Origin of the sequence: Allocatenococcus thiocycli, assembly GCF_921292965.1 — a bacterium.
Lineage (GTDB): Bacteria > Pseudomonadota > Gammaproteobacteria > Enterobacterales > Vibrionaceae > Vibrio > Vibrio natriegens.
In genome coordinates, this window is record NZ_CAKLCK010000027.1 from 61442 (window position 1) to 71302 (window position 9861).

The 9861-nt window shown below is 49.1% G+C and carries 16 protein-coding genes; all 16 read left to right on the plus strand.

The window, feature by feature from the left end; all coding sequences use genetic code 11:
- Positions 1 to 6 precede the first annotated feature (6 nt).
- Positions 7 to 144, plus strand: coding sequence for a hypothetical protein (locus L9Q40_RS09855; RefSeq protein WP_153645804.1), 138 nt, complete (start codon positions 7 to 9; stop codon positions 142 to 144).
- Positions 128 to 1531: a phage minor head protein gene (locus L9Q40_RS09860; RefSeq protein WP_498793151.1), complete on the plus strand. Its 1404-nt coding sequence runs from the start codon at positions 128 to 130 to the stop codon at positions 1529 to 1531. Before L9Q40_RS09855 ends, L9Q40_RS09860 begins: the two co-directional genes overlap by 17 nt.
- Positions 1532 to 1540: 9 nt before the next feature.
- Complete coding sequence (locus L9Q40_RS09865; RefSeq protein WP_498793152.1) at positions 1541 to 1738, plus strand: hypothetical protein; 198 nt, start codon at positions 1541 to 1543, stop codon at positions 1736 to 1738.
- Complete coding sequence (locus L9Q40_RS09870; RefSeq protein ID WP_498793153.1) at positions 1738 to 2196, plus strand: phage virion morphogenesis protein; 459 nt, start codon at positions 1738 to 1740, stop codon at positions 2194 to 2196. The genes L9Q40_RS09865 and L9Q40_RS09870 overlap by 1 nt, the downstream gene beginning before the upstream one ends.
- A 186-nt stretch (positions 2197 to 2382) precedes the next feature.
- Complete coding sequence (locus L9Q40_RS09875) at positions 2383 to 2577, plus strand: hypothetical protein (protein ID WP_498793154.1); 195 nt, start codon at positions 2383 to 2385, stop codon at positions 2575 to 2577.
- Positions 2578 to 2585: 8 nt separating this feature from the next.
- Complete coding sequence (locus tag L9Q40_RS09880; protein ID WP_498793155.1) at positions 2586 to 3092, plus strand: hypothetical protein; 507 nt, start codon at positions 2586 to 2588, stop codon at positions 3090 to 3092.
- Positions 3093 to 3145: 53 nt separating this feature from the next.
- Positions 3146 to 4303, plus strand: a complete 1158-nt coding sequence (locus L9Q40_RS09885; RefSeq protein WP_498793156.1) for a phage protease — start codon at positions 3146 to 3148, stop codon at positions 4301 to 4303.
- Positions 4304 to 4696 carry a hypothetical protein gene (locus L9Q40_RS09890; protein WP_498793157.1) on the plus strand — a complete coding sequence of 131 codons (393 nt, stop codon included), beginning with the start codon at positions 4304 to 4306 and terminating at the stop codon, positions 4694 to 4696.
- A gap of 46 nt (positions 4697 to 4742) precedes the next feature.
- Complete coding sequence (locus L9Q40_RS09895) at positions 4743 to 5636, plus strand: Mu-like prophage major head subunit gpT family protein (protein ID WP_153645810.1); 894 nt, start codon at positions 4743 to 4745, stop codon at positions 5634 to 5636.
- Between the two features lie 71 nt (positions 5637 to 5707).
- Positions 5708 to 6172, plus strand: coding sequence for an HI1506-related protein (locus L9Q40_RS09900; protein ID WP_498793159.1), 465 nt, complete (start codon positions 5708 to 5710; stop codon positions 6170 to 6172).
- 3 nt (positions 6173 to 6175) lie between these two features.
- Positions 6176 to 6607 (plus strand): gp436 family protein, encoded by a 432-nt coding sequence (locus L9Q40_RS09905; protein WP_065297114.1) that lies wholly within the window; start codon positions 6176 to 6178, stop codon positions 6605 to 6607.
- Entirely contained in the window at positions 6607 to 7053 is a 447-nt protein-coding gene (locus L9Q40_RS09910; protein ID WP_498793160.1) for a phage tail terminator protein, read from the plus strand. The genes L9Q40_RS09905 and L9Q40_RS09910 overlap by 1 nt, the downstream gene beginning before the upstream one ends.
- Positions 7043 to 7951, plus strand: a complete 909-nt coding sequence (locus L9Q40_RS09915; protein ID WP_498793162.1) for a phage tail tube protein — start codon at positions 7043 to 7045, stop codon at positions 7949 to 7951. The genes L9Q40_RS09910 and L9Q40_RS09915 overlap by 11 nt, the downstream gene beginning before the upstream one ends.
- 44 nt (positions 7952 to 7995) lie before the next feature.
- Positions 7996 to 8325 (plus strand): hypothetical protein, encoded by a 330-nt coding sequence (locus tag L9Q40_RS09920; protein WP_498793163.1) that lies wholly within the window; start codon positions 7996 to 7998, stop codon positions 8323 to 8325.
- A 17-nt stretch (positions 8326 to 8342) separates the two neighbouring features.
- Positions 8343 to 8657: a DUF1799 domain-containing protein gene (locus tag L9Q40_RS09925; protein WP_276430820.1), complete on the plus strand. Its 315-nt coding sequence runs from the start codon at positions 8343 to 8345 to the stop codon at positions 8655 to 8657.
- Positions 8647 to 9861: tape measure protein (locus L9Q40_RS09930; protein ID WP_498793165.1), on the plus strand; the 1215-nt coding region annotated here is incomplete at its 3' end. The genes L9Q40_RS09925 and L9Q40_RS09930, both read left to right, overlap by 11 nt.

Here is a 9861-nt window from a genome sequence, read left to right on the forward strand (position 1 = left end):
GATCTGATGGACGAGTCTTTGTTAAACGTATTTACGCTTGGCGCTGGGTTTGGTGGAGTGATCGGGCTGGTTATTGGAATGGTTTTTGGTTTGGTTGTTGGCACCTATGAGTGGGTAAGAGAAAAGCATGGTCGGAAAGGTTAACTACGGCTCGCTGCCATTCGAAGAGCAGATTGCCTACTTTCGCAATAAGGTCAACGTGCCCACTGAGCGTTGGGCGGATATGTGGAAGCAAGCCCACGACCGTAGCTTCATTGTTGCAGGGGCAATGAAAGATGATTTGCTGGCAGACTTTCGCTCAGCGGTCGATAAAGCCATTAGTGAAGGCAAGAGTTTAAACTGGTTTAAAAGCGAGTTTAAACACATTGTTGCCAAGCATGGATGGGAGCATAACGGCCATGCGAATTGGCGTAGCCAGGTCATTTATGAAACCAACCTTCGCCAAAGCTACACCGCTGGCCGTGAGCAACAGATCGAGCAGATTAAACATCGACGCCCTTATGGCATCTATAAACATTCCGGCTCTGAACACCCGCGCCACGATCACTTGTCCTGGAACAACATGGTACTGCCACTGGATGACCCGTGGTGGAAGACGCACACACCAATCAACGGCTTTGGTTGTAAATGCAAAAAGCTCACTGCCAGCAAGCGAACCTTGGAGCGGCTTGGTCTTGAGGTAAGCCAGGCACCAAAGATTGAGCATTATGATTGGGTGGATAAAGTCACTGGTGAAGTGCACCGAGTACCTAAAGGTGTTGATCCAGGCTTTGACTACACACCCAAGTCCAGCGCAGAGCTAACCGAGAAGACTAAAACGCTCGTTCAGGCCAAGCCGCCTCTGGAAGAACGCCTACCAAAGCGAGCGGTCGAAAGTGCTTTTTCTACGGTTAAAGGTGTTAATGCTTGGGAAATCAGCCGCGTTCTGGAGCAAACAGCAAACCCACAGCTCACTGCCTTTACGGAGTTCCTAAGCAAGCTCGAAGTTAAAACCCTGGTTCTCAAACAGAGCGAACTGTCTGGAAAGGCGAAAGGCCGGGCACTCGTCGAGCCGATTGAAGAGTATCTGCAGTCGGGGCAAAGAGCGCCAATCCTGAACTTCTTTCATCGCAATGCGACTCGTACCAACGGCTTTACCAGTAAGCACTGGAACCATGTGGTGGTGAAAGCGAAAAGCACCGATACGCTAAAGCGAGTCACAGCAGAGCAACTAAGAGAAGCTATAGAACGCGCTATGGCTCTGAGTGCAACAAGCAAGCAATACAGTTTGTCTACTATAGTGAAAGCGATGTATGGAGACTCGGCAAGAGTGCTGAATACCTGGGCGCATGAGATGGGCCACCAAATCCACTTTAAAGCCGGTTCACCAGCAGCACCAGTGGCTTATGGCATTACTCAGTATTCCGAGCAGAATGAATTTGAATGGTTTGCGGAGCACTTTGTAGCATGGCTGTTTGCGCCAGAGGCACTGAATGACCGCTATCCAGAAATCTTTAGCTTCATTACAGACACGGTTAACAAGGCGATTTAAAGTTACATTATGACAATCTACGAACAAGCACTCGAACTCACCAGGCCGCCAGTGACTCTTGAAAATCTTCAGGAGTACGATGCGCTGTTGTCTCAAGCAAAAGGCGAAGAGGCGGATCGCATTGGTGACTTATACACGGTATTAATTAGCCAGGCCGATCCAGAAGTGTATGAGCAGTACGTTTTACTGTCGATGGGTGAAATGTAATGGCAGGTGTGAATTACACCCTTAAGTTTGAAGAGAGCGAAAAGCTGCAGCGTCGCTTTAATCAGCTTTTAAAGCAGGGCACCAGTCTGCAACCGGCCTTTCAAGACATTGGTGAGATGCTGCTGGTCAGCCATGACCAACGCTTTCGCGATCAGGTTAGTCCCGATGGTGAACCGTGGGCACCGCTATCGCCAGCCTACCAAGCCAGAAAGCCTAAGCGCCAAAACGATATCTTAACCCTGAACGGTATCTTAAGTGGCAACCTCAGTTACATCGCAACCAACTCTAATCTGTTCTTTGGTACACCAGAAGAATATGGGGCCATTCATTACTATGGTGGTAGTCCAGATATGCCAGCCCATTTAGCCGCAATACCTTCTCGTCGATGGCTAGGGGTTGATGATGGCGATCCAGTCGAAATTTACGACATCCTGGGTGACTTCTTGCTCCAAGAATAAAACGCGCTGTAAGCGATTCTAAGCGCGTTAACGTCATAATTGGTGCAATGCCTCATGTGATAGCGGTTAAATTCAAAATAAACAATTTTAAACGGGGTTTAAACACGTTGTGTAAATTATGTTGATGCTCATTTGGTTTCAAGTTGATATGCTCCTGTAAACTTAAACGATAAAGGAAATATCAACATGACTAAAAACAACGATAAGAACAGAGACCAAAATAAAACGCCATCACGTTCGAATGACGATTTTATCGCTAAAGAACAGTGGCGTCCGAAAGGTCAAGTTAATATACGTGATGCAGTTTTAAAAGGCGAAAAAGAAGGTACGACAACAATCATGCAGCGTACAGCTACGCCGCCCAATCCAGATAAAAAATAGGAGCGCCTATGACGGAGCCAGCACAGAAAGATAAAGATAGACTTTGGAATTTGCGGTGGAACACCCAATTAGGGATTCGCTATCACATGCATCTTCAAAACTTCTATTCTCGTATGCGCAGATTTGTCACTGTTCTCTCCTTGATTAGTAGCTCCGCCGCGTTCGCTTTTATTTTTCAGAACAATACAGAAGCCGCTAAATGGTTGGCTTGCGTTGTGGCGCTATCGCAAATCTTAGATTTGGTGTTCGATAGCAGTGGTAAGGCTCTGCTTCATGCTTCACTAAGACAACGATATTTAGCATTAGAGGTTGAGTTGACTGGAATCAATCATATCGGTCTCGAACAAGAGAAACATTTTAAACAAAAACAGGTGAGCATCGAAATTGAAGAGCCGCCGATCATTGATGCGCTCCTCGATAAATGCCATAACGAACTAGCGAAAGTGCATGGCTTTAATGACCATCATGAAGAAGTCTCTAAGGTTAGTCGCCTAAAAGCATGGTGGTATAGCTAACAGCAACCCTCGTGAATCTCAACTAACCCCGTATGCCCTTCACTATGGAGGGCATGAAAACACATACCTTTACACCTCACCCAATCGCACAAGCGGTACTCTCTGCCAACAAGGGCAATGAGCCGTTAGCGGTACTGACTGCCGATTTATCAACGCATGATGATGGTTGGTATCAACTGCTGCCAGCTGGCAAGTTCAAAGCGCCTGATGGTCGACCTACTGATACAGCAGACGGTCACTGGCATTTAGATGCTGATGGTGCACAAGCTTTTATCGCGGCAACCAAAGCGCTGCGCGATAAAGTCCTGGTCGATTATGACCACCAAACCCTTTATGTCGAACAGACAGGCAAAAGAGCACCTGCTGCAGCCTGGCTAACTGCCTCTACCGATATTGAGTGGCGTGAAGGTCAAGGTATCTACATCCGTCCTGAATGGACATCCAAAGCCCAGTCAATGATTGACGAGAAAGAGTATGCATTTCTCTCGGCAGTTTTCCCTTACGACAAATCGGGCAAACCTCTCTATTTACGCATGGCAGCCATCACCAACGATCCTGGTATTACCAAGATGGACTCGGTCGCAGCGCTGGCAGCGGATTTCAATGTGCGTCTCTCCAAGCGCGGAGTAGACGTAAATCTCTATGGCGAAACGGAGGATGCATTCGTGAACGAAGCACTCAAAAAGCTGTTAGCCCGACTGGGTATCACGGTCGACGGCGAACTCACTGATGAAATGGCAACGGCGGCGTTATCGGCCATCGATGCGCTGCAGACAAAAGCCGATAAGGTCGATGGTCTGGAAACGAAAGTGGCAACGCTCTCTGCGCAAGATGGAAAAGTCGATTTGTCCAAGTACGTCCCGATTGATGCCTATAACGGTGTGGTTGGCGAGCTGGCTGTTCTAAAAGCTGGCACAGACCAAACCAGCATCAGCTCATTAATCGATACCGCCAAGCAAGAAGGCAAAGTCGTTGAAGCTGAAACCGACTATTTAACCCAGTTTGGTGAGCAGCAAGGTGTCGCGTCCCTCAAAGCGATGATTGAAGCACGTCCAGCTATCGCGGCATTGAAAGCCACTCAAACCCAAGGCAAAAAGCCACCTCAAGATCAGGTTAAACAAGATGACCTAACCGAAACCGAATTGGCGGTACTCAAAGCCACTGGCTTAAGCAAAGAGCAGTACCTCGCCACCAAGCAAGAGGAAGCATAAATGAGCTCAGTTTTCGCACGTCGTTCAGGTTTAAAAGGTGCCTACCCACTAGCGGCAGCTGCCGTGTTGGCGGCCTGTTCTCCGGTGTTTCTCACAGCAGGTTTAGCCGTCCCGTTTGCTAGCGCAGATGGTACGTCCAAGTTTGCTGGTATCGCCACGTTTAACGCAGACAACAGCGCAGGTGCTGATGGTGCATTGAAAGTCGAAGTCGAGAAGCAACAAATCGCTTTGTTGAACTCGGGTGATATCGATGACAGCCACGTTGGCACCACGGTGTATTTCAGCACGGAAAACAGCGTGTCCATTGATGATTCTGCCGCATCTCGCCCAACTGCGGGTGTGGTAAGTGAAATCGATGGCGACATCGTGTGGGTGCAACCTGCAGTGGTATAGCGCTTAACGCGTGATCCTTTAGTGAATTAGTTCTCAGGAGAGAAAGATGAAAACAAGCGGAGCGAATCTCAGCGTTCTCTATACGGCGGTAAAGACCAACTTCCAGATTGGTCGACAAACCTATACCCAATTGTGGCCGAAAATCGCCACGTTAGTACCGTCAACCACAGCCGTGGAAACTTATGCCTGGCTAGGTGAATTTACCCGCCTGCGTGAGTGGATTGGTGAGCGTCAAATCAACCGTATGAAAGCGCATGGCTACACCTTGGCGAACAAAAAGTTCGAAGGTACAGAAGCCATTGGTCGTGAGTACGTAGAAGACGATACCTATGGCGTGTTGATGCCGAAGTTCCAGGACATGGGCTACGCAGCAGCGACGCACCCAGACGAAATGACCTTTGCATTGCTGTTGGCTGGTTTTGACAACCTATGTTACGACGGTCAGAACTTCTTCGATACTGACCACCCAGTAGGTGATGAAGGTCAAGAAGCTTCAGTCTCTAACATGCAGGCAGGCGCTGGAGAGGCATGGTTCCTGTTGGATACTACGCGCCCACTTAAGCCGCTGATTTATCAGCAGCGCAAAGACTACAACCTGAATAACAAGACTGATGCTTCCAACAGTGATCACGTCTACATGATGGACGAGTTCCTGTACGGCGTGGATGCTCGCGGTAACTGGGGCTTTGGTTTCTGGCAGCAGGCATTTGCCTCTAAAGCGGATTTAACGGACGCGAACTTCGATACCGCGATGGAAACCATGATGGGCTTTAAGTCCGACAAAGGTCGTCCACTGGGCATCATGCCGAACCTGTTGATTGTTGGTCCTTCGAATCGCAGTGCGGCGAAGAAAGTCGTCGAAGCGGAAAACAAAGCACAAGGTGAAAGCAACACCAACTTCAAAGCGGTGGAAGTGCTTGTGGTGCCTTGGTTGCCGTAAGTCAGATTTAAGCTGGCTTAGTCACCTTTGCCAGCTTTCCTTTTGTCATTGAATTATGGAGAGCTTATGTCATGGCTGAAAAAACTCTTATCGCCTCTTCGATTATGGTCATTTGTCACGCGCATACAGGCTATCGCCGTGCAGGGATGGCATTTTCTAAAGGGGAAAACACCCTCAAACCTGATTCCATTACCCAAACTCAGCTGGTTCAGCTTAAAGCCGATCCACGACTTAAAGTCACTTTGGCTGAAGATGCGCTTTCAGGTACCTCGCTTAATGAGCCAACGGGTGGTGACCAATCCGACGGCAACCTGGGCGATAGCGCTCTTCCTGCCAATTTAGTCGAAGCCATTCAGCGACTCGACCCAAGCAACACAGAGCATTTCACCACAAGCGGTAAACCGACCACGGAAGCGCTGAGTGAACTGATGCAAACCAAAGTGTCTGCTGCAGAACGTGATGAAGCCTGGGAATCTTTCCAGGCAAGTGAAGCAAACCTTGATGGTCAGTCTGACGACGAAGAGAAAGGTGAGTAACCGATGAAGTACTGCACTCGCGACGACATGATCACTCGCTTTAGTATTGAAGAGTTGATTGAGCTAACGGATAAGGACGGTAGCACAGGTGCCATTGTCGATGCCGTTCTTGACCAGGCCATTGCCGACGCGAGTGCCACTATTGATGGTTACATTGGAGGCCGCTATCAACTGCCATTGTCTAGCGTGCCCTCCATCTTGCTGCGCATGGCTTGCGATTTGGCTCGCTACTTCTTGTATGACGACCAACTGGGCGATGAGCACCAAGTCACCAAGCGCTATCGCGATGCGATTGAATACCTGAAACAAGTGGGTAACGGCAAGGTGCAACTGGGGATTAATGCCAATAGTGAGCGCCCAGCACCGACCAGTACCGCGCAGATGGTTTCATCTGGCAGTGTCTTCTCTCGCCAAAACAGCAAGGGCTTTATCTGATGGACAGCGATTTAATTCAACTCACCATTGAGCGACTTAAAGACCAAAGTAATGGCAAGCCGCCTTGGATCGATGTGAAAGAGATTGATTCGCTCACTCAGCTTCATGAGAAGAAGTCTGCGCTGCTAAGAACGCCAGCCTTGTTTGTGTTTTTGGTCAGTGACAGCCCTAAGCCGGATGTGCGTGGTAGTGGGTTGTACCTTCAAGACTGCGTAGCCACGGTGGGCGTGGTTATCGTCACCAAAAGCACCAACAGCAAACCGATTGATTGGCAGCCGCTGCGCAAAGAACTTCGTCAGCGTCTGTTTGGTTGGACACCGGATGATGAATATGAGCCTTTCTGGTTAGGACCAGGGCGACTCATGGGCATCTCGAATGGTCGAGCAGATTGGTTCGACCAATTTATTACTGAATACACAGAGGATCAGGATCGTTATGGCTCGTAAAGAACGAAAGAAAATTCTCGCCTTTGCTGTGGAATCCACCTATGGCGTTGATGCCATTGCTGCTGGTTCTCCTCAATACCTGCTTGGGCGTGAGTTCTCCATTACTCCGATGGCTGGTGAATCGCAGTCACTGGAATATGACAACGGCCAGCTCGGTAACTCACAACAGATTGTGACTGAGCTGTATGTCACGCTGGAATTTACCGTGGACTTGTCGGCGAGCAGTGCTGTCGCTACCGCTGCGCCTTATGCAGATTTACTCTCAGCCTGTTTACGTAAGACCGAGACCGATGTTGCGGAATGTCGTTATGTGATCGATGAAGACTCGACTAAATCCCTCACCTTTTATTTCTACCAGTCCGGTGCACTGCATAAAGTTACGGGAGCTCGTGGCTCGTTGTCCATCAGTGCCCAGGCGAAAAACTTCGGTGGTATCAAGTTCACCTTCAGCGGATTGTTTAGCCCGGTTGAGAGTGCCGTATTACCAGCAGCGAACTTCGATGTCTGGCAAACCCCACTCAAGATTGGTGTACAAAATTCCTCGTTCGCCATTGATGGTACGCCGCTCAAGATGATTAGCCTCGAATATGACCAGGCTAACTCGGTGGTGTATCAGGAGTACGTTGGGCATGAAGAAATCATCATTACTGACTACGCGCCAACGGGAACAGTTGTCATTGAAGCGCCAGACCAGACATCGTGGGATGCATTTGCCAAAGCAGAGGCTGGGGCAACGCACAGCATTACTTTTTCCAACGGTCCGGTAGGTAATCAGGTCGAGTGGTCCAGTCCAAAAGTGCAACTAGGCCGCCCAACGTATGGCGAGCAAGATGGCACTCAAACCTTATCGATTCCGCTTGTCCCAATTGGCAATGTGGACTTAATTACCACGCGTTAAACACCGTTTAAACGCATTTAACTGACTGTTTAAAGGAGCACTCCATGTTTAAAGTTCAAAAGGAACGCCTTGTTAAAAACTGGCCTGCCAAGGTATCGGTGGCCATCGATGACGGCAAGGTTGAAACCCACGACATTACGCTCGATTTACTCCTGCTCGATGTCGACAAAAGTGACAAAGTCCTGCGCTATTTCAAAGATGACATTAAGAAGGTTGTCAAAGGCTGGTCTGGTATCGGTGATGCTAATGGTGAAGTGATGGAATTCAACGCTAAGAATTTGAATATCCTGATTGGCAACCCAGCATTTATCAAAGCGGTTGTCGATGCGTACTTGCAGGCTAACTCAGGGCAGGCTGCAGAAAAAAACTCATAGAGGCGGTGCGCACGTTGATGCGCCGCCGTAATGCCACCAAAAGAGATGAAGACAGCTGGGAAGAAGAGTTAGCACTGTGGGGTGTTCAGAATGTTCAGGACGCCCACGACGAACCCATTGAACTATGGGAAGAGCACCTAGAGGTGGTGCAGTGGTGGATTTCCATTCCTGGTTTTCTCAAATTTAACGGCACCGCATGTCTGGGTATGGATGTGCTGGCCGTTAAAGCCGATATGGAGTTGTCCGACTCTACTTACTCGCCAGAGCAATATCAGAAGCTCAAAGTGATCGCCCGAACCTTGGCCGAGGAGCTCAACCAACGTGAACAATGATTTAAAATTCACCCTGCGCTTTGACGCTGAAAACAAGCAGTTTATCGGTCAGGTAAAACAAGCTGGCGTCGCCGTTGATCAGCTCGGTGGCGAGGTCAACACCACTCAGCGTAAGTTTAAAGGGTTTTCTGGTGAATCAAATTTAGTCGCAGATCAAATGGGGCGTCTAAAAAACCAAGTGCTTGGTTTAGCCGGTGGATTCTCTGTACTGTTTGCTGCCCAGCAAGCCAAAGACTCATTGGCGCAATATCAAGATATCCGCACTCAAATCACCGCCCTCGTTGGCGGCCAACAAGAATGGATTGAAACTGAGCAGTATCTAAACCAGGTTTCTGAAGACCACAATAAAACGCTCATCGCAATGGCGGGGAATTACGCCAGGTTAGCGAGCCTCCAAGAAGCTGGGTTGCTTACTCAGAATCAAGTCAGAGACATCTTTGAAGGCATGAGTAACGTACAAAGCCAGACTGGTGCTACAACAGACCAGCTTGGCAACTCGATGTACGGCCTGTCGCAAGCACTTGCCTCACCAATTGTCCGAGCTGAAGAGTTAAACCAGGTTGTTGAACCAATGCCTGGCTTACTAAACAAACTGGATAAAGCTGCTGGATTGGCATCAGGTGGTTTCCGTCAGATGATCGTTGACGGGCAAGTGACTAGCCAGTTTTTTAAAGAGACATTGATAACGGCTCTCCAGGACTACGACGGCGCAGCTGCAAGAACGGCAGACAACGTCAGTGCTAAGTCGGCAGAAATGGCTCGCGCTTACCAACAGGCCGTCGTCGCGTTTGAGCAACCTATTTCTGATTCCTTCACCGTATTCGCAGAAAGCAGTGCAGGCGCATTAACGTTACTCGCAGAAAATGCCGATCTCGTGACTACTATAGTGGGTGTTTCGCTGACCGCGGCATTAGGGCGAGGTGCAACGGAATTGCTAGCGATGACGTCAGCCAAAATTAAAGACATCAACGCGACTCGGACTAAAGTGCAGGCGAATATTGCAGAGCTACGTTCATTAGAGGCAAAGCAAGCTGCTCAGGTGAGAGAGTTGGCAACGTTGAAGGAGTCTAATCGCCTTAAATTTGTTGCTTCGGGTGGTGAGAAGAGACTAGCTGCTAGCCGTGCCCAACTTACCGCTACAACCAATTCCTTATCGGCTGCGCAGGCACGTCTTAATATCGTTGCTCGTGCTGGCGCTGGTGTC

Excerpts from the sequence above, each read along its gene's own strand:
- L9Q40_RS09855 (WP_153645804.1), top strand. The coding sequence starts at position 7 with ATGGACGAGTCTTTGTTAAACGTATTTACGCTTGGCGCTGGGTTTGGT.
- L9Q40_RS09860 (WP_498793151.1), top strand. The coding sequence starts at position 128 with ATGGTCGGAAAGGTTAACTACGGCTCGCTGCCATTCGAAGAGCAGATT.
- L9Q40_RS09865 (WP_498793152.1), top strand. The coding sequence starts at position 1,541 with ATGACAATCTACGAACAAGCACTCGAACTCACCAGGCCGCCAGTGACT.
- L9Q40_RS09870 (WP_498793153.1), top strand. The coding sequence starts at position 1,738 with ATGGCAGGTGTGAATTACACCCTTAAGTTTGAAGAGAGCGAAAAGCTG.
- L9Q40_RS09875 (WP_498793154.1), top strand. The coding sequence starts at position 2,383 with ATGACTAAAAACAACGATAAGAACAGAGACCAAAATAAAACGCCATCA.
- L9Q40_RS09880 (WP_498793155.1), top strand. The coding sequence starts at position 2,586 with ATGACGGAGCCAGCACAGAAAGATAAAGATAGACTTTGGAATTTGCGG.
- L9Q40_RS09885 (WP_498793156.1), top strand. The coding sequence starts at position 3,146 with ATGAAAACACATACCTTTACACCTCACCCAATCGCACAAGCGGTACTC.
- L9Q40_RS09890 (WP_498793157.1), top strand. The coding sequence starts at position 4,304 with ATGAGCTCAGTTTTCGCACGTCGTTCAGGTTTAAAAGGTGCCTACCCA.
- L9Q40_RS09895 (WP_153645810.1), top strand. The coding sequence starts at position 4,743 with ATGAAAACAAGCGGAGCGAATCTCAGCGTTCTCTATACGGCGGTAAAG.
- L9Q40_RS09900 (WP_498793159.1), top strand. The coding sequence starts at position 5,708 with ATGGCTGAAAAAACTCTTATCGCCTCTTCGATTATGGTCATTTGTCAC.
- L9Q40_RS09905 (WP_065297114.1), top strand. The coding sequence starts at position 6,176 with ATGAAGTACTGCACTCGCGACGACATGATCACTCGCTTTAGTATTGAA.
- L9Q40_RS09910 (WP_498793160.1), top strand. The coding sequence starts at position 6,607 with ATGGACAGCGATTTAATTCAACTCACCATTGAGCGACTTAAAGACCAA.
- L9Q40_RS09915 (WP_498793162.1), top strand. The coding sequence starts at position 7,043 with ATGGCTCGTAAAGAACGAAAGAAAATTCTCGCCTTTGCTGTGGAATCC.
- L9Q40_RS09920 (WP_498793163.1), top strand. The coding sequence starts at position 7,996 with ATGTTTAAAGTTCAAAAGGAACGCCTTGTTAAAAACTGGCCTGCCAAG.
- L9Q40_RS09925 (WP_276430820.1), top strand. The coding sequence starts at position 8,343 with ATGCGCCGCCGTAATGCCACCAAAAGAGATGAAGACAGCTGGGAAGAA.